The 24287-nt window shown below is 41.8% G+C and carries 26 protein-coding genes; 15 read left to right on the top strand and 11 right to left on the bottom strand.

Translation table 11 applies throughout. The features are described 5' to 3' along the window. Positions 1-207 precede the first annotated feature (207 nt). From PY092_RS08865 to PY092_RS08845, 5 genes are all read left to right on the top strand, one after another. Complete coding sequence (locus tag PY092_RS08865) at positions 208-717, top strand: RNA polymerase sigma factor (RefSeq protein WP_275615493.1); 510 nt, start codon at positions 208-210, stop codon at positions 715-717. Then, positions 704-1138, top strand: coding sequence for a hypothetical protein (locus PY092_RS08860; protein WP_275615492.1), 435 nt, complete (start codon positions 704-706; stop codon positions 1136-1138). The genes PY092_RS08865 and PY092_RS08860 overlap by 14 nt, the downstream gene beginning before the upstream one ends. Positions 1139-1151: 13 nt before the next feature. Beyond that, positions 1152-1691: a DUF4252 domain-containing protein gene (locus PY092_RS08855; RefSeq protein ID WP_275615491.1), complete on the top strand. Its 540-nt coding sequence runs from the start codon at positions 1152-1154 to the stop codon at positions 1689-1691. Positions 1692-1804: 113 nt separating this feature from the next. Next, the gene (locus PY092_RS08850) at positions 1805-2344 is read left to right on the top strand and encodes a DUF4252 domain-containing protein (protein WP_275615490.1); all 540 of its coding nucleotides are present in this window, start codon (positions 1805-1807) and stop codon (positions 2342-2344) included. Positions 2345-2471: 127 nt separating this feature from the next. Then, positions 2472-3287, top strand: coding sequence for a mechanosensitive ion channel family protein (locus tag PY092_RS08845; RefSeq protein WP_275615489.1), 816 nt, complete (start codon positions 2472-2474; stop codon positions 3285-3287). Between the two features lie 97 nt (positions 3288-3384). Here the strand turns inward: PY092_RS08845 and purB are convergent, their stop codons facing one another. Further along, positions 3385-4728: an adenylosuccinate lyase gene (purB, locus tag PY092_RS08840; RefSeq protein WP_275615488.1), complete on the bottom strand. Its 1344-nt coding sequence runs from the start codon at positions 4726-4728 to the stop codon at positions 3385-3387. Positions 4729-4774: 46 nt separating this feature from the next. Then, complete coding sequence (locus PY092_RS08835; RefSeq protein ID WP_275615487.1) at positions 4775-5347, bottom strand: adenylosuccinate lyase; 573 nt, start codon at positions 5345-5347, stop codon at positions 4775-4777. Positions 5348-5383: 36 nt separating this feature from the next. On the opposite strand from PY092_RS08835, the gene PY092_RS08830 reads away from it, so the two are divergent. Next, positions 5384-5836 (top strand): heme-binding domain-containing protein, encoded by a 453-nt coding sequence (locus PY092_RS08830; protein ID WP_275615486.1) that lies wholly within the window; start codon positions 5384-5386, stop codon positions 5834-5836. On the opposite strand, the gene PY092_RS08825 is transcribed toward PY092_RS08830, so the two are convergent. From PY092_RS08825 to PY092_RS08815, 3 genes are read right to left on the bottom strand one after another with little or no spacing between them, the layout of a single operon-like run. Beyond that, positions 5826-6518 carry an SIR2 family NAD-dependent protein deacylase gene (locus tag PY092_RS08825; protein ID WP_275615485.1) on the bottom strand — a complete coding sequence of 231 codons (693 nt, stop codon included), beginning with the start codon at positions 6516-6518 and terminating at the stop codon, positions 5826-5828. The two genes, PY092_RS08830 and PY092_RS08825, sit on opposite strands and share 11 nt — an antisense overlap. A gap of 2 nt (positions 6519-6520) precedes the next feature. Then, positions 6521-7660 (bottom strand): amidohydrolase, encoded by a 1140-nt coding sequence (locus tag PY092_RS08820; RefSeq protein WP_275615484.1) that lies wholly within the window; start codon positions 7658-7660, stop codon positions 6521-6523. A 28-nt stretch (positions 7661-7688) separates the two neighbouring features. Continuing rightward, positions 7689-8696: a glycoside hydrolase family 43 protein gene (locus PY092_RS08815; RefSeq protein ID WP_275615483.1), complete on the bottom strand. Its 1008-nt coding sequence runs from the start codon at positions 8694-8696 to the stop codon at positions 7689-7691. A 99-nt stretch (positions 8697-8795) separates the two neighbouring features. Between PY092_RS08815 and PY092_RS08810 the strand changes: the two genes are divergently transcribed. Genes PY092_RS08810 through PY092_RS08800 form a run of 3 tightly spaced genes read left to right on the top strand, consistent with a single transcriptional unit; the run spans position 8796 to position 10404 of the window. Then, positions 8796-9449, top strand: a complete 654-nt coding sequence (locus PY092_RS08810) for a TrmH family RNA methyltransferase (RefSeq protein WP_275615482.1) — start codon at positions 8796-8798, stop codon at positions 9447-9449. A gap of 43 nt (positions 9450-9492) precedes the next feature. Further along, positions 9493-10020, top strand: a complete 528-nt coding sequence (locus PY092_RS08805) for an SRPBCC family protein (protein ID WP_275615481.1) — start codon at positions 9493-9495, stop codon at positions 10018-10020. A gap of 3 nt (positions 10021-10023) precedes the next feature. Further along, complete coding sequence (locus PY092_RS08800; protein WP_275615480.1) at positions 10024-10404, top strand: VOC family protein; 381 nt, start codon at positions 10024-10026, stop codon at positions 10402-10404. A gap of 3 nt (positions 10405-10407) precedes the next feature. On the opposite strand, the gene PY092_RS08795 is transcribed toward PY092_RS08800, so the two are convergent. From PY092_RS08795 to PY092_RS08780, 4 genes are all read right to left on the bottom strand, one after another. Next, positions 10408-12090: an alpha-amylase family glycosyl hydrolase gene (locus tag PY092_RS08795; RefSeq protein WP_275615479.1), complete on the bottom strand. Its 1683-nt coding sequence runs from the start codon at positions 12088-12090 to the stop codon at positions 10408-10410. Positions 12091-12186: 96 nt separating this feature from the next. Then, the gene (locus PY092_RS08790) at positions 12187-12969 is read right to left on the bottom strand and encodes a carboxypeptidase-like regulatory domain-containing protein (protein ID WP_275615478.1); all 783 of its coding nucleotides are present in this window, start codon (positions 12967-12969) and stop codon (positions 12187-12189) included. A gap of 75 nt (positions 12970-13044) precedes the next feature. Next, on the bottom strand, positions 13045-14799 hold the full coding sequence (locus tag PY092_RS08785) for a DEAD/DEAH box helicase (protein WP_275615477.1): 1755 nt from the start codon (positions 14797-14799) through the stop codon (positions 13045-13047). 149 nt (positions 14800-14948) lie between these two features. Beyond that, positions 14949-15527: a non-canonical purine NTP diphosphatase gene (locus PY092_RS08780; protein ID WP_275615476.1), complete on the bottom strand. Its 579-nt coding sequence runs from the start codon at positions 15525-15527 to the stop codon at positions 14949-14951. A 60-nt stretch (positions 15528-15587) separates the two neighbouring features. Between PY092_RS08780 and PY092_RS08775 the strand changes: the two genes are divergently transcribed. Next, positions 15588-16040, top strand: coding sequence for a methyltransferase family protein (locus tag PY092_RS08775; protein ID WP_275615475.1), 453 nt, complete (start codon positions 15588-15590; stop codon positions 16038-16040). A gap of 158 nt (positions 16041-16198) precedes the next feature. Continuing rightward, positions 16199-18091 (top strand): phosphoglycerate dehydrogenase, encoded by a 1893-nt coding sequence (gene serA, locus PY092_RS08770; protein ID WP_275615474.1) that lies wholly within the window; start codon positions 16199-16201, stop codon positions 18089-18091. A gap of 96 nt (positions 18092-18187) precedes the next feature. Here the strand turns inward: serA and rlmH are convergent, their stop codons facing one another. Then, on the bottom strand, positions 18188-18661 hold the full coding sequence (rlmH, locus tag PY092_RS08765; RefSeq protein WP_275615473.1) for a 23S rRNA (pseudouridine(1915)-N(3))-methyltransferase RlmH: 474 nt from the start codon (positions 18659-18661) through the stop codon (positions 18188-18190). A 92-nt stretch (positions 18662-18753) separates the two neighbouring features. On the opposite strand from rlmH, the gene nadC reads away from it, so the two are divergent. From nadC to priA, 4 genes are read left to right on the top strand one after another with little or no spacing between them, the layout of a single operon-like run. Continuing rightward, complete coding sequence (gene nadC / locus PY092_RS08760) at positions 18754-19611, top strand: carboxylating nicotinate-nucleotide diphosphorylase (protein WP_275615472.1); 858 nt, start codon at positions 18754-18756, stop codon at positions 19609-19611. Beyond that, a complete protein-coding gene (locus PY092_RS08755; RefSeq protein WP_275615471.1) occupies positions 19612-20592 on the top strand; it encodes a YihY/virulence factor BrkB family protein in 981 nt (326 codons plus the stop codon). It abuts the gene before it with no gap. Next, positions 20567-21016, top strand: coding sequence for a DUF2147 domain-containing protein (locus PY092_RS08750; protein ID WP_275615470.1), 450 nt, complete (start codon positions 20567-20569; stop codon positions 21014-21016). The genes PY092_RS08755 and PY092_RS08750 overlap by 26 nt, the downstream gene beginning before the upstream one ends. A 3-nt stretch (positions 21017-21019) precedes the next feature. Next, the gene (gene priA, locus PY092_RS08745) at positions 21020-23476 is read left to right on the top strand and encodes a replication restart helicase PriA (protein ID WP_275615469.1); all 2457 of its coding nucleotides are present in this window, start codon (positions 21020-21022) and stop codon (positions 23474-23476) included. Here priA and PY092_RS08740 read toward each other — a convergent pair whose 3' ends face one another. Then, complete coding sequence (locus PY092_RS08740) at positions 23477-24169, bottom strand: LytR/AlgR family response regulator transcription factor (RefSeq protein WP_100818563.1); 693 nt, start codon at positions 24167-24169, stop codon at positions 23477-23479. Positions 24170-24287 lie beyond the last annotated feature (118 nt).

The raw sequence follows: 24287 nt of genomic DNA, 5'->3' as shown, positions 1-24287 counted from the left end.
TTTTTAGTGAATTTACTCAAATTTTATTCCAAAATCAGTAAAGGTGTAGGTTGAAATGAGTAAAATTACATGGGTAATCATGTAAAATTGCCATGCAAAATAACTTTATCTAAGCAGATTGCAAATTTTTTGTAACAAAATTCGATATGTATCGTCGTGATAGTGTAGGTCGATAAATAAGACACAAAAAACAACTAAGACAACCAAATGAAACAAACAGAATTCTTAAATGTGGTTTTGCCTTTTCAGGACAAACTTTATAGGCTAGCAAAGCGCCTGTTGGTTTCCCGAGAGGAAGCGGAAGATGCCACTCAAGAAATTTTGTTGAAGCTATGGTCAAAGAACGAGTCGATGGAGAAGTACAAAAATGTAGAAGCTTTCGCCATGACCATGACCAAAAACTTTTGTTTGGACCGCTTAAAGTCCAAGCAAGCGGGAAACCTGAAATTGGTTCACAGCAACTACAGTGATGAAAACACGTCCTTGCAAAAACAATTGGAGGCGGAGGACAGTGTGAGTTGGATGGAACGAATTATGGAGGAACTGCCAGAACAACAAAAAATGATTTTGCAACTACGGGATGTAGAGCAATACGAGTTCGACGAAATATGCGACCTCATGGACATGAAACCCACAGCAGTGCGTGTAGCATTGTCGAGGGCAAGAAAAACAGTAAGGGAAGAATTAATAAAAAAACATAGCTATGGAATTGGGTAACATAGAAAAAATATTGGAGAAGTATTTCGAGGCCACTGCCACAGTGAACGAAGAAAGAACACTTAGGGCGTATTTTTCACAAGACGAGGTTGCGCCTCACTTGGAGCAGTACAAACCCATGTTCAATTACTTTTCCAAGGCCAAAGAAGAAAAGTACACCAAGCAGGTACCATTAAAACCTAGAGTAAACTATTACAAGTGGCTATCCGTTGCAGCGGCAGTAGTTCTCGCCTTTGGCATCTATTTTGGTAATCAGTACCAAGAAACAAAACGTTTGGAACAAGAAAAGGCGGAGTACGCTTACGAGGAAACCAAAAAAGCTTTTGATCTCTTAGCAGAAAACTTTAATCGCGGAACAGAAAAAGTGGCTTACCTCAACGAGTTCGAAGAAGCAAAACAAAAAATTTACAATAACAATTAAAAAACGTAACAAAATGAAGAAGTATATTTTAATAGCAGTAATGGCATTATTGCCTTTGGCAGGGTTTTCACAATCGGTTTTTGACAAGTTTGAGGACCTAGATGATGTAACCACGGTAATCGTGAACAAGAGTATGTTCAACCTGTTGGCCAAAATGGATATCGAAACTGATGACCCTGAGGCACAGGAATTCATAAGCATTGTAAACAGCTTGAAAAGCTTGAAGGTATTCACTACCGAAAGCAAAAAAATAGGCGATGATATGAAATCCTCAGTGGATAGCTACCTAAGATCTTCCAAAATGGAGGAATTGATGAGAATCAAGGATAAAGATGCCAATGTAAAGTTCTACATTAAAGAAGGTAGGGATGCAGACCATGTGAGTGAATTGCTCATGTTCGTTACCGGGATGAAAGAGGTTGAGGCCAACGGCCATAAATTTGAAACAGTAATCTTGTCATTGACAGGAGACATTGACTTGAACAATATCAGTTCGTTGACCAAAAAGATGAACCTGCCCGAAGAATTGAACGAGGCAGAGAAGAATAGATAATTGGGAATTCAGTTGGCAATAATCGGTTGGGAATTGTAACAATACGCAATAAATACCAACTAATTATTGTCAACTGATTTTCAGTTTACAGAATCAATCAAAAAAGTAAAAAGATGAAACATTTAATTAAATCCATAATGGTGGCCGGAGCTTTGCTTTTGGCTTCGTGTGCTTCGCAGCCCAGTCTACAGGAATATTATGTGGACAATTCGGAAAACCCGAACTTTTTGTCCATTGATGTGCCCGCCAGTATCCTAAAAATGGATGAGGTGGAGTTGACCCCGACCCAAAAAGAAGCCATTGAATCCCTGAGAAAGTTCAATTTGTTGGCCTTTAAGAAAAATGTCGACAATGAGGCCGAGTACGAAATCGAAAAGAAAAAGGTACGCGAGATCCTCAAGGGAGATGAATATGTGGAACTTATGAAGATCAATTCGAAGTACGGCAAGGGTACAATCAAGTATTTAGGAGATGAAGATGCCATTGATGAAGTGATCATTTACGGCGATAGCAAGGACAAAGGCTTTGCCTTGGTTCGTGTATTGGGGAAGGATATGAACCCAGCACATATTATCCAACTCATGCAGGCCATTCAAAAATCCGATTACAAAGGAGAAGGACTTGGCGAGATAGGGGATTTTCTAAAAGGCTAAAACCAATCACCATGAAAATAGGGAGAGGGCGACATTTGTCGCCTTTTTTCATTTATGACAGTTAAATAGTGACCTAGTTTAGTATCTTAGTGTCTCATTGTAAGAACACTAACAAAACCTAGGTATCATGGAAAAAGCACAAGAATGGTTTGATTATGGAATAGAACTCGCCAAGGAATTTGGTCCTAAACTGATCACGGCACTTATCATCTACATCATAGGTATGTGGGTGGTGAAAAAGATTATTGGCGGAACCCGAAAGGTAATGTCCAAGAGTAAGTACGATGAATCACTCCAAAAGTTTTTGTTGAACCTTTTTTCTTGGGCGTTAAAAGTATTTCTGATCATTATCGTAATCTCTCGTTTAGGGGTTGATGTAACCACATTTGCCGCCGTAATTGCAGCCGCAGGTCTTGCGGTAGGATTGGCTTTGCAAGGTTCCCTGTCCAATTTTGCAGGCGGTGTGCTCATTATGATTTTTAAACCCTATAAAATAGGAGACCTCATTGAAGCACAAGGTGTTCTGGGAAGTGTAAAAGGGATTGAAATATTCACTACTAAATTGGTAACTCCCCAAAATAAGTTGGCCATTATCCCTAATGGAGCTATGGCCAATGGGAATATCATCAACTACACTGCCGAAGGAAAAATGCGAGTCGATACCGTAATTGGTGTTGGTTATGGGGAAGATATCAAAAAGACGAAAGAAGTTCTGTTGAATGTACTGACCTCCAACCCAAAGGTGCTCAAGGAGCCTGCTCCATCAGTAAATGTGATGGAATTGGCCGATAGTTCTGTAAACTTTGCTGTGAGACCTTTTTGCAAGCCCGAAGATTATTGGGACGTGTACTTTGCCACTCATGAAAACTGCAAAATCGCCTTGGATGAGGCTGGTATTGAAATCCCATACCCACATCAAGTGGAGATTCATAAAGAAGGATAACCGTATAGTTGGATTCTTGGATCGTTAGGTTTTCAGGTTTAATGGTAAAAGGTAAAAGATTTTGACATGGATTCCTGCTTTCGCAGGAATGACAAACTTAAACCCCGGTGTAATTCGCTGGGGTTATTTGTTTCAACTCTGCTTTAATGGCATCAGAAACTTCCAGGGTTTCAATAAAGTCGGCAATGGATTTTTGGTTGATCTTCTCATTGGTACGCGTCAAGCCTTTTAAGGCTTCGTATGGGTTAGGATAGCCTTCTCTTCGCAAAATCGTCTGGATGGCTTCTGCCACAACGGCCCAGTTGTCCTCCAAATCCTTTTCGAACTTGGCTTGGTTCAAAACCAGTTTGTTCAACCCTTTTATAGTAGATTGAAAACCAACCAAAGTATGTGCGAAAGGAACGCCAACATTTCTCAAAACGGTACTGTCCGTCAGGTCGCGTTGCAGTCTGGAAATTGGAAGTTTGGCGGACAAGTGTTCAAAAACAGCATTGGCCAGACCTAAATTTCCTTCGGAGTTCTCAAAATCGATGGGGTTTACCTTGTGCGGCATGGCCGAAGACCCTACTTCTCCTTTTTTTATTTTCTGCTTAAAGTAATCCATGGAAATGTAGGTCCAAATATCCCTATCCAAATCAATCAAAATAGTATTGATGCGTTTAAGGCAATCGAACAAAGCGGCCATATGATCATAATGCTCAATTTGGGTGGTGGGAAAGGAATGGTGTAAACCTAATTTTTCCTGCACAAACTGTTTACCAAATGCTCTCCAATTGTTGTTGGGATAAGCTACTTTGTGCGCGTTGTAATTTCCGGTGGCACCACCAAACTTGGCAGCACTGGGGATATCGTTCAATAAATTGAATTGCTCTTTAAAACGTTCCACAAACACCTCGATTTCCTTGCCCAAACGGGTAGGGGAAGCTGGTTGACCGTGCGTACGAGCCAACATGGGGATGTTTTCCCATTCCTTGGCAAGCTCTTTCAATTTATCAAAAACTTCCAAATACGAGGGCACATATACCTCGTTCATGGCCTCTTTGATGGAAAGTGGTATTGCAGTATTGTTGATGTCCTGTGAAGTCAAACCAAAGTGGATGAACTCCTTGTATTTTTGAAGATTTAAAGCATCAAATTTTTGTTTGATGAAGTATTCCACGGCTTTTACATCGTGGTTAGTGGTTTTTTCTATATCCTTGATGACTTGAGCATCATCCGCAGAAAACTCTTGGTAGATTTTTTGAAGTTCAGGGAACAACGCTTTGTTGAAATCAGCCAATTGAGGCAAAGGAATCTCACAAAGGGCGATAAAATATTCAATCTCTACTAGAACACGGTATTTGATCAGAGCCTCTTCCGAAAAATAATCTTTCAGAGCCTCGGTTTTGTTTCTATATCTACCGTCAATCGGCGAAATGGCATTAAGTTGTGTCAATGACATGGTCAGGAAAATTTTGAAAGCATCAAAGATACTTAAACGCTACGGTTTAGACACCCAATTTGGCCAACTTATCCAGAGTTTTTTTTGCGCGGTTCTTGTATCCTGTAGTGCCTGAGGTGTAGCTTTTCTCTAGGACAAGTTTAAGTTCGGGGTGGACCCAATCAAATTTTAGGCCCAAATAATAAAGACTGGTCATGGCAAATACCTTGGGTGCAACGTTCATGGAGCTTATGAGCCAATCAAAACAAACGGTCATGATCTTTTCCAACTGTTCGTCAGTGATGCTTTGAACAAATTCTGGCCTCTTTTTATTGAAATAGGCTTCGCAAACCATTTCACATACATGGGCAATGGGCCGAACGCAGGATTCGGTCTTTAATTCCGATAAACCGTTCACAAAATCATCAAAAAAAGGGAGGACTAAGGAGGGGTCTTTCCTCATCAAATGATCAAAGGTCCAGCTTGCATTGAAGGTTCCTTCTTTGTCCTCCAATAGAACTTCGTGATAAAGCACCAGGGCCAATTGGGGTTTCTTCTCCAATTGAAGGACCAACCCATCAATTTTGGATTTGGATATTCTACCTGAATTAAGCACGATATGAAGCTGCTCTTCGGTCACAAAAAAATCGATATATTTACTAAAATCCAGTACGTGATGAAAATAGTGAAAAAAATAGCAATAGCCTTGTTGGTTATTTTGATAGCCATGCAATTTTACCGTCCAGAGAAGAATATTGCCGAAGGTGATTATGTGGCTGCTTTTGAAGCCGAGACCCAGCTATCTGCTGAGGTAAAGCAAATTTTGAAGACAGCTTGCTATGATTGCCATAGTGCCAATACAGAATACCCTTGGTACAATAACATCGCTCCAATTTCCTATTGGTTGGCCAACCATATCGAGGATGGAAAAAGACATTTGAATTTTTCCGATTGGGAAAGTTATGATGCCGAAAAGAAGGATCACAAACTGGAAGAAGTGGTTGAAGAGGTAAAGCGAGGTAGTATGCCCTTGAACGAGTATACATGGACCCATGCAGATGCCAACCTGTCCGAAGAGCAAATAAGTGCTTTGGTGGCTTGGGCAGATGGGGCTAGGGCTAACTATTAAAAAGTTCGTTCACCAATTCAGGAACTCCTTCGGCGGCGGTTTTAGGGATGACGGTAAGGTTGTCAAAATCAGTTGATCTAATATTTGGTTTCGGGTCGACAAAGTAAATAGGGGTTTGTTTGGGTGCATAATGAATCAAGCCAGCTGCTGGGTACACCTGCATGGAAGTGCCCACTATGATCAATATTTCGGCTTCTTGGGTAATTTGCGCTGCGGTTTCCAACATTGGAACCATTTCCCCAAACCATACGATATGGGGGCGTAGCTGGTGTCCATGGTCATCGGTATCCCCCAAAATCAAGTCTTTTTTCCAATCCAATACATGGTTTTCATTGACCGTACTGCGCACTTTGAAGAGTTCTCCGTGCAAATGCACTACGCGGGAGCTGCCCGCCTGTTCGTGCAGGTTGTCCACATTTTGGGTAATAATGCTCACATCAAATCCTTGTTCCAATTCGGCCAGGGCCATGTGACCTTTGTTGGGAGAAACATCCAATAATTGTCGCCTTCGTTGATTGTAGAATTCCAGAACCAATTCAGGGTTTTTGGCGAAACCTTGGGGAGAGGCAACTTGCATTACATCATGGCCTTCCCATAGGCCATTGGCATCTCTAAAAGTTTTTAGGCCACTCTCGGCACTCATTCCTGCTCCTGTGAGCACTACGATTTTAGGCTTGGGCATGTTTATTTTTCTTCTGTTAGATTCAAAATTATGCTTTTGAACATTGCAAATCCAGTTGTCAGGAGTTCATCGGGAAAATCATAATCCGCATGGTGGAGGGCGGGGGTGGATTCCCCAGCACCAATTCCGAACATGGCGGTCTTGTACTTTTTTGAAAACCATCCAAAGTCCTCACCGAACTTGAAGGGTGTTTTTCGCTCTGATATTTTGTAATTATTGGCTTTGGCTGCATGTCTTACCACCTCATTGCTTTCTTTGTCCAAGATGCTCGCAGGAAAATGTTCCAACCATTCCAATTTCCATTTTAGCTTGTGTTGATGGCCTATGGTTCGCACGAGATGCTCCAAGTTGGATTTCAACTCATTCATTTTGGATGTGGTCCATGTGCGAAGGGTGTAGTGCAACTCTCCATGGGCCGGGGAAATTCCATAGGATTTTTGTCCCATATTGATATGTACGGGTGTTGCAATGGCAAAGTTTGGATGGGATATGTCGGAAACATTCAGTTTGGATATACCTTGAATCATTTCTGATAGTCCCATGGCTGGATTGATACCATTTTCGGGTTCCGAAGCATGGGATTCTTTTCCCTTGAGCTTAATGACCACACTGATTACTTCCGCAGAAAACCCGTTATCCATTAAAATGATGCTATGCATTGGTTCTTTTGGAATGTTGTGGAGTGCAAAAACATAATCGGTTTGTAAATCCTTGAATCTTTCATCTTCGATTACCCGTTTTGCTCCTTCTCCCGTTTCTTCCGCAGGTTGAAAGAGTAGCACAACGGAGCCTGATTCCAAGGGCTGTTCTTTCAACCATGTTGTGATGCTGGCAACAATGGACATGTGACCATCGTGACCGCATTTATGGGATACACCTTTATTGTTGGATTTGTAGGGGATAGGATTGGGTTCTTTAATGGGGAGGGCATCCAACTCACAACGAATGGCTATGGTCGGACCTTCATTTGAAAATTTGTACACAACAGCAAGACCAGTTCCACCGATTCCTTCAATGATTTCGGTGGGATCATATTCAGCAATGAAATCCTTGATGATTCCAGCTGTTTTGCATTCTTCATTGGATAAATCAGGGTTTGCATGCAATTTGTGGCGTAGCTCCAGTATTTCTTTTCCAATCATTTGCTGAGTATTCGCGGGTTGCCCTAGATTATTTTTTCCCAACCCCTTCAAAAGTCATGATCACGGGTTTTATAGTGCCGTCCGGATTGAATTCCATTTTGTCCATACAGGTTACACGATGATCACGGTCCTCATTGGGAATCGGTCTTCTGTGATATACGATGATCCATTCATCTGTACCTGGTTTATTGATTACAGAGTGGTGGCCGGCTCCAGTGGCAATATCCCCTTCCTTTGATTCCAAAATCGTCCCGATGCGATCGTAGGGTCCCGTGGGTTTGTCCGCCATGGCGTAGGCCACTTTATAGCTGCCATCTGTCCAATTCCCTTCGGACCACATAAAGTAATAAATCCCATTTCGAAAAAACATAAATGGACCCTCCACATAACCCTCGGGCGTGAGCTCCTTGAACAGACTGCCATCTTCCCAAGGTTCAAAACCCGTAAAATCTTCATTGAGCCTCCCTAAGTTGCAATGGCTCCAACCTCCATAGAAAAAGTAATAGGTGCCGTCCACATCTTTAAACACAAATTGGTCAATAGGTTGGGCATTGTTATAAAAATCAGAAATCAAGGGTTTGCCCAAATAATCTGTAAAAGGACCGCCTGGATTATCGGCTACGGCGACACCGATTCCTCCATAATGATTGATGTCGTTATTTGGGTCGTAAGAGCTTCTTTCTGGGCGTTGAATGTCGTTCGCACCAAAAAACAGGTAGTACTTACTGTCTTTTTCAATTATAGAAGGAGCCCATAAAGCCTGTCGCAACCATTTGATTTTGGTAGTGTCCAAAATACGTTCGTGCTTTTCCCAGTTTACTAGGTCTTTGGATGAAAAGGCATCAAAATGAAGCTGTTTGTCATAATCATCCGAAAAGGTTGGGTAGACCCAATACGTATCTCCGAAGACAACTCCTTCGGGATCGGCATACCATCCTTCAAAAATGGGGTTATTGAGATTTTCTTTGGGCTGTTGGGCAACTAAAACAACCCCATATAAATAGCAAATTAACAGGGTTAGGGTTTTAGTGTTCATCTTTGTCTTGGTATTTTAAGTTTGGAAATCAATTTGCTTCTAAGATAGCAAATCCATCGTTGGGGAAATCAAAATTCCATTTTTTCCTATCTTGGTTTTATGTTTGATGATGATTTGTTGACATACCTTGAAACCTATCTTACCGAAGAGCGAAAAAAACGCTTTTTGAATGTCTTGCAACAACGAACGAGACATATTACCGTTGCCATTGAAGATGTGTACCAACTACATAACACAAGTGCCATAATCCGCAGTTGTGATGTTTTTGGCATACAGGATGTTCATGTGATTGAGGACCGATTTGGTAAACGCTTGGACAAGAACATAGCTATGGGTGCCGAACAATGGGTGGATGTCCACAGGTACAAAAGTACCGCGGACTGCATTTCCCAATTAAAAAGTGATGGCTATCGAATCATCGCCACTACACCACACAATGATTCCACCTTGTTGTCCGATTTTTTTCCATCGGAAAAATCCGCTATTTTCTTTGGTACGGAAAAGGAGGGACTTTCGGAAGAGGTTATGCAACAGGCAGATGGATTCCTTAAAATTCCAATGGTCGGTTTTTCGGAAAGTCTGAATGTTTCCGTTTCTGCAGCCATCATCATACAGCAATTGGCACAAAAAGTACGTGATTCACATCTTGATTGGCAGTTATCGGATATCGAGGTGCTGGAAAAGCGCTTGGATTGGGCCAAAAAATCCATAAAGGACGTCAATGGCATCATAAAAAGATATCTGGCTGAATAATTTTTTTTGTATTTTTAATTGAAAACCAATCAATTACACAGTCATGTTGATACTTTATATTGTTTTTGCAGTGGTGGCACTTATCCTCATCTTGGCCGTTATTGCCCCAAAAGACTATGATGTTTCCCGCTCTATCGAAATCCATAAAGGGAAAAGTGATGTTTTTGCATATCTCAAATCCTTGAAAAAACAGGATGAATGGTCCCCTTGGGGAAAACGTGACCCTAATATGGAAAAAAAGTTCACGGGCACTGATGGGGAAGTGGGAGCCATTAGTTCTTGGAAAGGTAATAAGGAAGTAGGGGAAGGGGAGCAGGAAATCATCAATATTGTGGAAGGCGAGCGAATCGATTCGGAACTTCGATTTTTGAAGCCATTTAAATCCACTTCTGATGCCTACATTGTAACCAAAGAGGTTGATCCGAATATAACCAAAGTGATTTGGGGCTTTTCTGGGAAGAACAAATTTCCTATGAGTATTATGATGCTGTTCATGAACATGGACAAAGCGGTGGGCAAAGATTTTGAAGAAGGTCTTGCCAGTCTAAAGGAAATTTTGGAAAACCAATAAGTTATGGAATACAATATGGTTGGCTGGTTCGAGATTCCCGTAGCGGATATGGACCGTGCAAAAAAGTTTTACGATGCTGTTTTTAAGGTTGAAATTCAATTACAGGATTTTGGAGGAACCAAAATGGGATGGTTTCCTGCAGATCATGGAAAACCTGGGGCTTCCGGTTCCCTTATCAAAAACAAGGATTGGTACCAGCCAAGTGAAAGTGATGGGGTGCTGGTTTACTTTAACAGCAAGGATGTTCAAGAGGAACTTGACCGAATTGAACCCAGTGGAGGCAAAATTGTTCAGGGAAAGACACAAATAAGTCCCGATATAGGCTATATGGCGGTATTTTTGGATACGGAAGGCAACCGAATTGCATTGCACTCCAGACAGTAAGTGCTATTCCACAAGCTCCAATAGCGCGATATCAAAACCATTGTCCAAGATGACTTTTCCGTTGGTCACAGTAACCTCGGTCTCGGAATAGGTGTCGTATAATTTGGTGCCATCACCGAAGAACCCTTTTACCCATAGCGATTTTTTACCTTTAGGTAAATCTAGCCCTACGATCACCTTATCTCGATATTCCCCATTGACATAGGTTCTTGAGAATACATAGGGCGATTTGGCCAAACGTTTGTGCTTTCCTGCACCAATAGCGGGGTGGCTAGCGCGAAACTGACCCAATTTTTGCCAGTGCTTGTGTATTTTTTGTATTTCTGGCAGACTATCCAAGTCTTCCCAGTTCATAAATGATCGCAGCGTGGCATCTCCCTCTGTCCCCTCGATGATAAGACTTCTGGACGTTTCATCCCCATAATATACTTGTGATGCCCCTGGGGTCAACAAAAGCACATTGGCCGCGCGATAGGGCTTTGTTCGGTCTTTATCATAAGGTGCGCCATCATCATGTGAGGTTAAATAGTTGAGTACGCTTTTGTCCTTTAATTTGGTGTGGAGGAGTTTGCTGTATTTTTTAAAAATGGTCTCGTAGCTTTTGTCCCCATCACTTTTGAACTCAAAATTGATAAGGCTTTTAAAACCATGATTGAAGAAGTCCACTTTTTTGTCACCAAAATTAAAATCGCGGCCGCTTGAAATACCATAACTATAAACTTCGCCAACCATATAGAAGGGGTTGTCGTCCAATATTTGATTCTGATGTTTTTTCTTCCAAGTTTGAAATGCGTATTCCGCTTCTTTATATAAGTCACTCCATGCATTTTCGTTCACATGCTTCACGGTGTCCACCCGAAAACCGTCAACACCTAGGTCATTGATGTAATCCGTAAGCCATTTGATGATGTAGTAACGAGGTGCCCTTGGGTACCCGGTACGGTCAAAAAAAAGTTGGAGTTCGTCCAACTCCTTGCTTAAGCGGCCTTCTTCTTTCCATTTGGCCAAGAGGGCATCGGGCAATTCCACAGTTTCATCGGATTCAGTGAGAATATCAGGTAGGTTTTCCACCAAGGTACATGCTGTTGTGTTTTCGTAGGTGGTAAACTCACACTTTGGGCCTGTCCTTACCCAATCATCTGGCCAAACTGGGTCTTTTTCTGTAACTGGTCCGGTATGATTCAAAACTACATCCAAAAGAATACGGATTCCTTTGCTGTGCGCAGTTTTCACCAGTTTTTCCAAATCTTTTTTGGTTCCGAAGTTGGGGTCAATGGAAGTCCAATCCTTGGCCCAATAGCCATGATAACCATAGGTTTTTCCTGTACCCTCGTCCGTTGCTCCATGAATTTGCTCCACCACAGGGGTGAACCAAATGGCATTGATGCCGAGATCGGTAAAATATCCCTCTTCGATTTTTTGGGTAATCCCTTGAATGTCCCCTCCTTCAAAACCTCTAAGAACCGCGGTTTCTTCGGTTCGGTCAAAATTAACATCGTTTTCGGGATTTCCATTGTTGAAACGGTCGGTCAGTAAGAAATAAATATTTGCTCCTTCCCATACAAAGGGCACCTCTTTTTCAGGTGTTTCAATTTCAACTACCTGCGTTTCTTGTTGCTTTTTTTCAACTTGCTTACAGCCAATAAATAGGGGTAGAACCGACAATACTACAAGTAGTTTTTTCATGCATTGGGATTTTGTCTAAAGCTATAAAATGCATCCGTAATTATGAAATTTATTTACGCAGCCATGATATCCCAAAAACATCTGGATAAAAGTTGATTATTGGTTTCTGTTCAGTACTTTGTACTCTTCATAACAGCTAGAGATAGCATCCAAAATTTGAAGGTCGTTCGCTGTTTTGATAAAGGATTTGGAATAGTTACAGTTGTTGAGGATATCCTCGATGTCCACTTTTTCCAATTGAAGCAGTTCTGTCAAGGTCTCCCTGTCAAATTTCGAGGCCAAAAGATCTCGAATATTGTCATCCTCCTTGATTTGACGAAGTTTGCGCATCTGTTTTGGTTTCTTCCCAAAAAGATTCCGTAAGAGGTCGGCCGGATTGAGAATGGCCCCCAAAACCTTGGTAACCGCACTTGGGTTTCGGTTTCCCGCTTCGTAACTGGTGGGAAGTCCCGAAATACTGTACTGGCGCGCATTGTTTATAGGTAGGTTCTTAACATCTATTTCCAGATAACCTGTGAGTTGATATGGTCTTACCACTACTTCCTCAAGGGCATAGGCCAATTCGGTCAATGCAATCTCGGTATTTCCAAATCGGAACATGTCATTGGTTACCCTTACTTTTTGGGTTTTGAATCCCAAGTACGAAAAGTAAAGTGTATCATTGACCGCTGCGGGAATGGTAAACTTACCTTCAGGATTGGTAATGGTACCTTTTACCTGATTAAGGTTCACAACGTGTACGCTTTCCAAGGGAAATTTCGTTTGGGCGTTGATTACCGTTGCGGTAAATTCCTTCACTTCTTGGTTTTCTTCTTCTTCAATTTGGGAAAAACCGAGTAGTGGGATTAGGGACAGTAGTATAAGTAGTGATCTTCTCATGCAATCTTTGTAGCTATAAAAGTACTAAACAAAGAAAAATAAATAGGGGAGACTTATCATTTAATATAGAATTAACTAATAAAAGCCCTGTCTTTTCTTGCCCCCCTTTTTGCCATAACCGCCTTTTTTACCTCCTTTGTAGGACTTGTTGCCGCCTCTTCGGCCTCCGCCCCCTCCTTTTCTGCCTCTACGCTTTTTGCCGCCCTTTCCACCGCTACCGCCAGGGTTCTTTGAAACTTCAACATTTATAAAGCGTCCTTCCAGTTTAAAGTCTGTAAAGGTTTGAAGGATGAACTCCGTCAGTTGGGCATCGGTATTAAAGAAAGAGAACGAATCTTTCGTATCCACATTATAGACGTCCTCTTTTTCCAAGTTCAAAGTGTCACGAAGGAAATCTTTCAGGCTCATCCAGTCGTAGCCATCTCGCTCCCCAACATTGATGAAGTAGCGAACAGAACCTTCGGTCGGGATATCCCCTTTGGAGCCACCTTTATCTTTTCCAGAGTCTGAGCTGTTGAGGTCTTTGGTCTTGCTATAGTAATTGTAGAATTGAGTGAATTCCACAGAGAATATCTTTTTGATGAGCTCTTCGCGATCAATACCTTCCAAAACATCGTTGATGGCAGGTAAATAGCTGTCGATTTCTGTGTTGACTTTGGTTTCTTTGATCTTATTGGCCAAATGATACAATTGGATTTCACAGATTTCAATGCCATCGGGAATCTTTTTGGATAAGAATTCCTGTTGGATTTTTTTCTCAATGGCCTTGATCTTTCTCAACTCGGAACGTGTTACGATGACCATGGAGATTCCAGATTTTCCGGCACGTCCTGTGCGTCCACTACGGTGGGTGTACGTCTCGATTTCATCCGGTAATTGATAGTTGATCACGTGGGTCACGTCATCTACATCGATACCACGGGCCGCCACATCGGTAGCTACCAGCATCTGCACCTGCTTTTTACGGAAGGAGTTCATGACCAAATCCCTTTGGTTTTGGCTCAAATCGCCATGCAGGGCTCCAGCATTGTAACCATCCTCGATAAGTTTTTCGGCTACACGTTGGGTATCCCTTTTGGTTCTGCAGAATACTACGGAGAAGATACCTGGGTTGGCATCGGCCAAACGTTTAAGGGCTGCATAACGATCACGACCACCTACTACATAATATTCGTGTTGTACGGTGGATGCACCTGCGTTTTTGGACCCAACGGTAATCTCGATGGGTTTGTGCATGAACTTTTTGGCAATTGTAGCCACTTCCTTGGGCATGGTTGCCGAAAATAGCCATGTAAACTTTTCCTGCGGTGTATTGGACAAAATGTCCTTGATGTCTTCGTAGAAGCCCATGTTCAACATTTCATCGGCTTCATCCAGTACGCAATAATCAATTTTGGAGATGTCCACCATATTTCGGCCGATCATGTCCTTCATTCGACCAGGGGTGGCCACAACAATTTGTGCGCCTCTCTTTATTTGTCTGGCCTGTTCCGTAATGCTGGCACCACCATATATGGCAACAACATTCAGTCCTTTTACGTATTTGGAATAGAGTTTTAATTCATTGGTGATCTGCAAGCAAAGCTCCCGTGTTGGGGAGAGGATCAATCCTTGTGTGGTTCTGCTGTCCTGTTGGATTTTTTGAATCATAGGAAATCCAAACGCAGCGGTTTTACCTGTTCCTGTTTGGGCGAGGGCAACCAAATCGGTTTCCTGCTCCAATAAAATTGGGATTGATTTTTCTTGTACTTCAGAGGGGGATTCAAATCCAAGGTCGGAAATAGCATCCAATAGGGGTTGATCTAACCCCAAGGCTTCAAATTTTGTCATAGCGGTGTAAATACCTTAAATCGCAAATATGTTTGTGTTGTATAGAGCGATTTTTAGTATTTCCCGTTCAAGCCCATCACAACACCTTGCCCATACCGGCGGCGTTAATAAAGCGGCAAAGGTACACTTATTTTGATCGGTGCAAGCTACTATGCCCTGTTTTTTAAGAATGTCACCAACTTTTGAATGGCCCTACCACGATGACTGATAGCGTTTTTGGTCTCCGCAGGCAGTTCCCCAAAGGTTTTGTCATATCCATCGGGTTTAAAGATGGGATCGTATCCAAAGCCGCCTTTTCCATGTTGTTCGGTGGTAATTTGACCCTCCACAATACCTTCAAAAATAAAACTTTCGCCTTGCAGATTTAAATGGACTGCCGTCTTAAAGTGAGCGGAACGGACATTGGTTCCCTCTAGTTCGGATAATAGCTTTGCCATGTTGTCCGAGGCTTTTTTTTGCTCCCCCGCATATCTGGCAGAATACACGCCAGGAGCACCATCCAAAATATCAACAAGTAAACCTGTGTCATCGGAAAAACAATCCAAACCATAGGTTTGGGTTACGTAATCCGCTTTGATCTTTGCATTTTCTTCCAGTGTATCGCCAGTTTCGGGAATTTCATCAAAGCATTCGATATCCTTTAAGGATAGAAGCTCAATGCTTTCAGGAAGTAACTGTTGAACTTCTTTCAGTTTATGGTCGTTATGGGTGGCAAAAACTAGTTTCAAATCAAAAAGGGTTCTATTTTGAGTTTCAAAAGTAGTAATTTCGGACTTTAAGCGATTTTTATGAAAATGAAAGTGCCACCTGCTGTAATAATGCTGGTTTTTGGGGGATTGATGTATGTTTTGGACAGGTTTTTGCCTTTTGGTGAATTTGATTTTTTTGCGCGAAATGAATTGGCTTGGGTACTCTTTGGACTAGGTGTGCTAATAGGAGCTATAGCTGTAGTACAGTTTTTGATCAATAAAACAACACTGGACCCCGTACACCCACAGAAAACCACTCGATTAATAACGACAGGGGTGTACAATTATAGCCGTAATCCCATGTATTTGGGGCTTCTTTTGGTGTTGTTGGCTTTTGGTCTACAATTGGGGAATGCCTTTAATACATTGATTGCTGCAGGTTTTGTTTCCTATATGAACCATTTTCAGATAAAACCTGAGGAGGAGACCTTGATGGAACTGTTTGGGCAGGATTATAATATTTATTGCAAGCTCACAAGACGTTGGTTTTGAGAATTGGAAGTTAGTAAATGAGCTTTTTAGGGTGGTATTTGAAACAAATCGTAATGGATTTTTGATTTATCCGCAAATGTGTAAGGTTTTTAATAAGTTCCGATTATAAGGATGGAATTAATGTTTAATTTTACACCTTAATTTTTTTGAAATAGCTCATGGTGGAAACAGGGCGCAAATATGTGTTCGATTTTGATAGTACGCTCACACGTGTAGAGGCGTTGGACGTTTTGGCGGAAATGACCCTTCAAGGCAATCCAAAAAGGGACGAGATCGTAGCGGAAATCCAAAAGATCACCAATTTAGGGATCGATGGGGATATTTCCTTCACGGAATCCTTGGAGCGAAGAATCCGTTTGTTGAATGCCAACAAGAGTGATTTGGAGGACTTAGTGGTGGAACTACGTCAAAAGATTTCAAAGTCTATTGAAACGAACAAGCAATTCTTTCATGAATATTCCGAGGATATCTATGTGATTTCCTGTGGCTTCAAGGAATTTATCGATCCCATTGTTGAAGAATACAACATACCATCCGATAGGGTATACGCCAATACCTTTACCTTTGATGAGGAAGGTAACATAACAGGTTTTGATGAAAAAAATGTACTGGCGGCCCACAACGGAAAAATACAATGTTTAAAAAATCTGGATTTGGCTGGCGAGGTCCAGGTAATTGGCGATGGCTATAGCGATTATGTAATGCGCGAAGCAGGAATTGCCCATAAGTTTTTCGCCTACACAGAAAATGTGCATCGTGAAAAAGCGGCCAACAATGCCGATCACGTAGCACCTAACCTAGATGAATTTTTATTTATAAACGATTTGCCAAGAAACTTATCATACCCCAAGAACAGAATCAAGATCCTTTTACTGGAAAATGTACACCCAGCAGCTTTTGAAAATCTTTCTGAAGAAGGATTTTCGGTGGAGCTGATCAAAACCAGTCTTTCCGAAGAAGACCTTATTGAACGCATTAAAGGTGTCCATGTACTGGGAATCCGATCCAAAACCCAGGTTACCCAAAAAGTATTGGATGCCGCTGATAAATTGTTGGTTGTTGGTGCTTTTTGTATCGGTACCACCCAGATAGACCTGAATTATAGCAAAAAGAAAGGTGTAGTGGTCTTTAATGCACCTTACAGTAATACGCGTTCTGTGGTGGAACTTGCCATTGGGCAGACCATTATGCTGATGCGCAGTATTTTTCCACGCAGTACGGAAATCCATAGCGGAGAGTGGAACAAGACTGCTGCTGGTTCGCAAGAAGTGCGCGGTAAAAATCTAGGTATTGTGGGTTACGGAAACATTGGCAAGCAAATGTCCGTACTTGCCGAGGCCATGGGGATGAAAGTGTATTACTACGATGTGAACGATCAATTGGCCCTTGGTAACGCTGTTAAATGTGACACTTTGGAAGATTTATTGAATGTTTCCGACGTGGTTACTCTGCATGTGGACGATAACAAGGCCAATAAAAACTTTATCGGGGAGCGAGAGCTCAACCAAATGAAGGATGGTGCCAAGCTCATTAACCTATCCAGAGGATTTGTAGTGGATATTGATGCCTTGGCCAATGCGCTGAAAAATGGTAAATTGGGAGGTGCGGCCATTGATGTTTATCCATCCGAGCCTAGAAGCAACGGGGCATTTGAAACTCCATTGCAAGGGTTGTCCAACGTGATCCTTACACCTCATATTGGAGGTAGTACCGAGGAGGCACAGCGAGATATTGCCGATTTTGTGCCCAATAAAATCATGGATTATATCAATTCGGGGAACACAGTGGATGCCGTAAACTTCCCGAACATAAGATTGCCCAAACAAAACAACGCACACCGATTTTTGCATATCCATCGAAACGTTCCTGGCATTATGGCCAAGATCAATGAAATATTGGCGCAATACGGGCTCAACATTTCAGGGCAGTACCTTTCCACGGATAGTGAGGTTGGTTATGTGATTACTGATTTGGATAAGGAATACGATAAAGATGTAATCAAGGCTCTCAAGAAAATCGAGAACACCATCAAGTTCAGGGTGCTTTACTAGTCTCTATTAGATATAAGACATAAGAATAAAGGACCAGCAAATAATCACTAAAAGTCTTTGCTCTTTAATCCTTGAGCGAAGCGGTCTATCATTTAATTATTGATGATGATAGGGTTCATTCCTTAGAATGGTAAACCCTCTGTAAATCTGTTCCACAATGAACAATCGAACCATTTGATGGGAAAATGTCATTTTGGACAAACTTATTTTTCCCGAACTTTTTGCGTAAACGGCATCACTGAAACCATAAGGCCCTCCAATGGCTAAAACTAGGCTTTTGATACCACTGTTCATCTTTTTTTGAAGAAATTGGGCAAAATCCATCGAAGTGTATTGTTTTCCCTTTTCATCTAACAGAATCAAAGTATCTGTGGGTTGGAGTTGTGCTAGAATAAGTTCGCCTTCTTTCTCCTTTTGCTGCGCTTCAGAAAGATTTTTTCGATTTTTTATATCTGGAATTATCTCCAATTGAAACTTGATGTAATGCTTCAACCGCTTCTCATAAACGGTTATAAGTTCTTCAAGTTCAGACTTATCGGTTTTTCCAATGGCAAGTATGGTAATCTGCATGGTCAAAAATAAACGTTTCAGCTTAAATTAAGCATGCCAAAGTCATGTATATGGAGCAATGTTTTTACTATTTTCGTTAAAACCCCAATTGGATGATTTCCGAAGAACAATTTCAAAACGAACTGGATTTGATCATTGCCAATGCCGTAAGGGAGGATGTTGGCGATGGCGACCATAGTTCCTTGGCTTGCATTCCTGCATCGGCTCAAGGAAAGGCAAAACTTCTTGTAAAGGACGAGGGCATTCTCGCTGGAGTGGATTTTGCCAAACAAGTGTTCAACTATGTTGACCCAAAGTTGACCATGGAAATTTTGCTGGAAGATGGCGCAAAGGTCAAATATGGCGACATTGCTTTTTATGTGGAGGGTAGCTCCCAAAGCATCCTGAAAGCGGAGCGATTGGTACTCAATGCCATGCAACGTATGAGTGCGATTGCCACCAAGACCCAGGATTTTGTTTCCATTTTGGACGGGACGGGCACCAAGATATTGGATACCCGAAAAACTACCCCCGGAATCCGTGCCTTGGAAAAATGGGCCGTTAAAATCGGAGGAGGGGAAAACCATCGGTTTGCCCTCTACGATATGGTCATGCTCAAGGACAATCATATTGATTTTGCAGGTGGCATCGCAAAAGCCATTCAAAAAACAAAAGACTATTTATCTGAAAAGGGGAAGGACCTTAAAATTATTGTTGAAGCTAGGGATTTGAAAGAAGTTGATGAAATTTTAAAAGCAGGAGGTGTATATCGAATTCTTCTAGACAATTTTGATTATGATGAAACCCGTGAGGCCGTCAAAAGGATAGGGGACAAATGCCTTACCGAGTCTTCGGGAGGCATCACAGAGGATACCATTCGAAAATATGCCGAATGTGGCGTGGATTATATTTCATCCGGAGCCTTGACCCATTCCGTTTACAACATGGATCTAAGTTTAAAAGCCGTTTAAATGTCCGCAGCCATAGAGGAGAAATTGGAAAAAATACCTGTAATCAATTGGCTGGTGCGCCTATTGAAACAAATAAAGCTCAAAGCTTTTGAAGGACTTTCCCTCTATGATCTTGTTGAAATGTATTTGGTGGGTATCGTAAAGGGGGCCGTGTCCACCCGGGCAAGTTCCATTGCGTTCAGTATTTTTTTGGCGCTCTTTCCATTGCTTATTTTTATGGTGACCTTGATTCCGTTCATCATTCCGTATGTGAGTGTGGGCAATGCCAATTTTGACACCCAGTTTCTTAACTTTTTGGAGTCTTTTCTACCTTCTGCCACAAGTGATTACTTCAGTGAAATATATCAGCAGATCAAGGATCAAAAGCAGGGGGGGCTGTTGTCCTCGGCCTTTTTTCTGTCCATATTCTTAGTGGCCAATGGTGTCAATGCCATTTTTGGCGGGTTCGAGTACTCCTATCACGTAGAGCTTACCCGAAACTTCTTTCGTCAATATGCCTACGCCTTAATGGTAGGGTTGATTCTCTCTATTTTATTGATAATTGGTGCTGTCGCCTTTGTTTATTTTGAGTTTTATATTGTGGGTAACGCAAGTGAGTTCTTTGGAAAGGCATTGGGGACCGATATCGAGAAAGGCGATGCCGTTGGGCTTCAATTTGCAAAACTGTTGTTCTTTCTGTTCATTTCATACTTGGCAACGGCTATTTTGTACTATTTCGGTACTGCGGAAGGCAGGCAAGCACGGTTTTTTTCAGCCGGAGCATTGCTTACCACGCTTTTATTCTTATTGACATCATATCTTTTCGGGATTTACGTAGAGAAGTTTGCACGGTACAACGAACTTTATGGCGCTTTGGGAGGATTATTGATTTTAATGGTGTTCATATGGTTGAATTCTAATATATTATTGCTAGGTTTCGAATTGAATGCTACGTTGAACTCCTTAAAAAAACGACATGAAAAGCAGCAAAACCCTCAATAAGTGGATGTATCTTCTATGTTTTCTGCTTTCTCAGATAACTTGGTCGCAGACCGTTTTTGGAAAGTGGAAAACCATTGACGACAGAAATGGAATTACCAAGGCCATCATCGAAATCTACAAGGAAGATGGATTGATGCACGCCAAGGTGGTTGAGATTCTGGAGAAAGGGAAAAAGGGCGCTCTTTGTACCAAATGTGAAGGCGACAAAAAAGATAAACCCATTCTCGGCATGAAGATCATGGAGGATTTTGAGAAAAACAAAAAAGGTATTTACAAAGGAGATAAGCTGTTTGATCCTGAACAAGCCATGACCTTTAAGGGAAGGGTGTGGCTGGATGATGATAATGAAAATCGACTCAAGGTAAGAGGCTATTTGGCATTTTTGTACAGAACCCAAACATGGCATCGGGTTGTAGAGAATTGATGTATGGATTATTTTTTGGATGTTGTTCTTCCCATTCCTTTGGAAAAACTCTTTACCTATAAAATTTCGCAGGCCGAAGCGGATTTTATTAAGGAAGGAATGCGCGTTGCCGTTCCTTTTGGCAAATCAAAAATATATACCGCTCTGGCATATCGAGTGCACCAAAATGCACCCGAGGCCTACGAACCCAAGGAAATCTATCAAATTCTCGATGAGCAGCCCGTAGTAACCCAAATGCAGCTAAAGCATTGGGAATGGGTGGCCAAATATTACATGTGCACTTTGGGAGAAGTCATCCGGAGTGCTTTGCCCAGCGCTTTTATGTTGGAAAGCGAAACCTTGGTATTGCCTAACAAAAATGCCGATGTGGATGAAGCGGAGCTTACAGATGACGAGTTTCTGGTATTTGAGGCACTACAGCATCAAACTGCATTGAAGATTTCCGAGGTAAGCGATATTGTGGACAAAAAAAATGTCCTCAAACTTATAAATGCGCTTGTCCATAAGGGAGTAGTGCTCCAAAAAGAAGAATTGTACGAGCAATACAAACCCAAATTGGTTCGCTATGTCAAACTTTCCGATCAATATGATGACGAGGAACAGTTGGCCGAATTATTGAACGAGCTCACTCGGGCACCCAAACAGAGTCAGGTGGTACTTTCCCTGTTTCAGCTGAAAGCCAAAAGCACAAAACCCATTCCCATTGCTGATTTGGAAAAGGAGAGTGGGAGTTCCCGAGCGGTAATCAAGGCACTTATCGATAAAAACATTCTGGGGGAATACCACATTCGAAAAGATAGGGTACAATTTGATGGACAGTCGGATGAATCCAAGCATGTAGACTTAAATAAGTATCAGCATCGAGCTTTGGAGGATATCAATAAGGGGTTTGATGAAGGAAAACCTGTTTTGTTGCATGGAGTTACATCATCGGGAAAGACGGAAGTTTACGTAAAGTTGATTCAAAAATGCTTGGACGAAGGCAAACAAGCGTTGTATTTACTTCCAGAAATTGCACTGACCTCACAATTGATCAATAGATTGAGGCATTACTTTGGGCATCAAGTATCCGTGTATCATTCAAAATATAGCATTCACGAAAGGGTAGAAGTATGGAACAATGTATTGAACAATGCTGAAAAGGCCCAGATAGTTATCGGTGCACGTTCGTCTTTATTCCTTCCCTTTACAAATTTAGGTTTGGTAGTGGTGGATGAGGAGCACGAAAGCTCCTTTAAACAATTTGATCCCGCACCACGTTACCACGCCAGGGATGCTGCGGTGGTCTTGTCGGCCCTTCACAAGGCAAATATTGTGTTGGGTTCCGCAACACCGAGCATTGAGAGCATGTTCAATGCCAAGACCCAAAAATATGGTTACGCTTCCATTGCGCATCGTTTTGGCGATGTGTTGATGCCAGATATCAACTTGGTGGACATTAAAGAAGCCACACGAAAACGCCGAATGAAAGGTCATTTTTCGGAAATTTTGATCAAGGCCATCGAGGAAGCGTTGGAAGAAGGGGAACAGATCATTCTTTTTCAAAACCGAAGAGGGTTTGCCCCAGTTGTGGAATGCACTACCTGTGGTCATGTGGCTCAGTGTCCCAATTGCGATGTGAGCTTGACCTATCATCAACATAGAAATCAACTGCGCTGCCATTATTGTGGCTATCACATGGCATTGCAGCAAGCTTGTTTGGCCTGCGGCAGCCCCACGTTGGACAATAAAGGTTTTGGCACCGAGCAGATTCAACAGGAATTGGGACAGTTGTTTCCAGATGTTAAGGTTGGTCGCATGGATTTGGATACCACGCGTGGTAAATATGCGTATGAAAAAATCATCTCGTCTTTTGAAAACCAAGAGATGGATATTCTGGTGGGTACCCAAATGGTCACGAAGGGTCTCGATTTTCGAAATGTGAGTTTGGTAGGGATAATGAATGCGGATTCCATGCTGAATTTCCCTGATTACCGTGCCCATGAACGTAGTTTTCAAATGTTGACGCAGGTAGCGGGTAGGGCAGGGCGTACCCAAAAGCGCGGCAAAGTGTTGATCCAAACCTACAATCCATACCATCAAATATTACAGCAGGTTACCACGAACAGTTATGATAAGATGTTCAAGGAGCAGTTTTATGAAAGGGAACAGTTTAAGTACCCACCTTTGGTGCGCCTTATCAAAATAACCTTGAAGGATAAGGATTTCAATAAATTGAATGAAGCAGCTGATTGGTTGGCGGGCTCGTTACGCAATGTACTTGGCCCAAACATTCTTGGGCCTGAATACCCACCTGTATCGAGAATCCGAAGGGATTATCTAAAAAACATTATGGTCAAGATTCCACGCAAGCAGCCATTGGTACAAACAAAAAATAGCATTAAAGGAATTGAAAAATCCTTTAATGCTATTTCCAAGTATAAAAGTGTAAGACTGATCTACAATGTGGACCACATATAATTATACATTGGCCAGCGCTTCGGCCAGTTCGGTTTTCTTGTTTCTACTCAAAGGAATCTGTCTGCCCCCAACTTCAACATTTTTACTGTTGAATTTCTCAATCTTCTCCAGATTCACAATATAGGATTTATGGATACGTAGAAATTTTTCGGCAGGCAATTGCTTTTCGAAAGATTTCATGGTAGAAAGGATTACGATATTGGCCTCATCGGTTACCAATTTGATGTAATCGCCCAATGCTTCGATCCATTTGATGTCGTTTAATATAACCTTACGTTTCTTAAGGTTGCTTTTCACAAAAATATGTTCTTCGTCCTCATCGACTCTGTTCATTTGCTCGTATTTGGCAACAGCTCTTTTTACAGAAGCCTCAAAACGGGCCAAAGTGATGGGTTTATGAAGGTAATCGGTAACGTCGTAGTCAAACGCTTTAAGTGCATAATCAGGTTTTCCGGTAATCAGGATAACCTGTGGTGGGTTCTCTAGGGCCTCTAAAAGGTCAAAACCGCTGATTATCGGCATTTCAACATCTAAAAAGATAAGGTCGATTTCGTGGTTTTTCAGGCCATTTTTGGCTTCAATGGCATTACTGTACTCAGCTACCAAAGCTAGGTGTGGATGATTGTTGACCAATTTCGCAACAGCCATGCGCTGCATCGAGGAATCGTCTACAATTATACTTTTTAATTTCATAGAATGGGGTGATTTGTAGGGTTTTAAATCATCGGCAAATTACATAAAAAACCCGTTTAAGAGCAACAAAAGATGTAAACATGGTGTATTTTGTTGTGTAAATTGCCATAAGTGTTAT

Origin of the sequence: Flagellimonas yonaguniensis (assembly GCF_029193885.1) — a bacterium.
GTDB classification, from domain to species: Bacteria; Bacteroidota; Bacteroidia; order Flavobacteriales; family Flavobacteriaceae; genus Flagellimonas; species Flagellimonas yonaguniensis.
The sequence above is the reverse complement of the archived record's forward strand: the minus strand, read 5'-3'. Positions and strand labels throughout refer to the sequence as shown.

Coding starts and splice junctions, on each gene's coding strand:
- PY092_RS08865 (WP_275615493.1), top strand. CDS start 208: ATGAAACAAACAGAATTCTTAAATGTGGTTTTGCCTTTTCAGGACAAA.
- PY092_RS08860 (WP_275615492.1), top strand. CDS start 704: ATGGAATTGGGTAACATAGAAAAAATATTGGAGAAGTATTTCGAGGCC.
- PY092_RS08855 (WP_275615491.1), top strand. CDS start 1,152: ATGAAGAAGTATATTTTAATAGCAGTAATGGCATTATTGCCTTTGGCA.
- PY092_RS08850 (WP_275615490.1), top strand. CDS start 1,805: ATGAAACATTTAATTAAATCCATAATGGTGGCCGGAGCTTTGCTTTTG.
- PY092_RS08845 (WP_275615489.1), top strand. CDS start 2,472: ATGGAAAAAGCACAAGAATGGTTTGATTATGGAATAGAACTCGCCAAG.
- purB (WP_275615488.1), bottom strand. CDS start 4,728: ATGTCATTGACACAACTTAATGCCATTTCGCCGATTGACGGTAGATAT.
- PY092_RS08830 (WP_275615486.1), top strand. CDS start 5,384: ATGAAAATAGTGAAAAAAATAGCAATAGCCTTGTTGGTTATTTTGATA.
- PY092_RS08825 (WP_275615485.1), bottom strand. CDS start 6,518: ATGCCCAAGCCTAAAATCGTAGTGCTCACAGGAGCAGGAATGAGTGCC.
- PY092_RS08820 (WP_275615484.1), bottom strand. CDS start 7,660: ATGATTGGAAAAGAAATACTGGAGCTACGCCACAAATTGCATGCAAAC.
- PY092_RS08815 (WP_275615483.1), bottom strand. CDS start 8,696: ATGAACACTAAAACCCTAACCCTGTTAATTTGCTATTTATATGGGGTT.
- PY092_RS08810 (WP_275615482.1), top strand. CDS start 8,796: ATGTTTGATGATGATTTGTTGACATACCTTGAAACCTATCTTACCGAA.
- PY092_RS08805 (WP_275615481.1), top strand. CDS start 9,493: ATGTTGATACTTTATATTGTTTTTGCAGTGGTGGCACTTATCCTCATC.
- PY092_RS08800 (WP_275615480.1), top strand. CDS start 10,024: ATGGAATACAATATGGTTGGCTGGTTCGAGATTCCCGTAGCGGATATG.
- PY092_RS08795 (WP_275615479.1), bottom strand. CDS start 12,090: ATGAAAAAACTACTTGTAGTATTGTCGGTTCTACCCCTATTTATTGGC.
- PY092_RS08790 (WP_275615478.1), bottom strand. CDS start 12,969: ATGAGAAGATCACTACTTATACTACTGTCCCTAATCCCACTACTCGGT.
- PY092_RS08785 (WP_275615477.1), bottom strand. CDS start 14,799: ATGACAAAATTTGAAGCCTTGGGGTTAGATCAACCCCTATTGGATGCT.
- PY092_RS08775 (WP_275615475.1), top strand. CDS start 15,588: ATGAAAATGAAAGTGCCACCTGCTGTAATAATGCTGGTTTTTGGGGGA.
- serA (WP_275615474.1), top strand. CDS start 16,199: ATGGTGGAAACAGGGCGCAAATATGTGTTCGATTTTGATAGTACGCTC.
- rlmH (WP_275615473.1), bottom strand. CDS start 18,661: ATGCAGATTACCATACTTGCCATTGGAAAAACCGATAAGTCTGAACTT.
- nadC (WP_275615472.1), top strand. CDS start 18,754: ATGATTTCCGAAGAACAATTTCAAAACGAACTGGATTTGATCATTGCC.
- PY092_RS08755 (WP_275615471.1), top strand. CDS start 19,612: ATGTCCGCAGCCATAGAGGAGAAATTGGAAAAAATACCTGTAATCAAT.
- PY092_RS08750 (WP_275615470.1), top strand. CDS start 20,567: ATGAAAAGCAGCAAAACCCTCAATAAGTGGATGTATCTTCTATGTTTT.
- priA (WP_275615469.1), top strand. CDS start 21,020: ATGGATTATTTTTTGGATGTTGTTCTTCCCATTCCTTTGGAAAAACTC.
- PY092_RS08740 (WP_100818563.1), bottom strand. CDS start 24,169: ATGAAATTAAAAAGTATAATTGTAGACGATTCCTCGATGCAGCGCATG.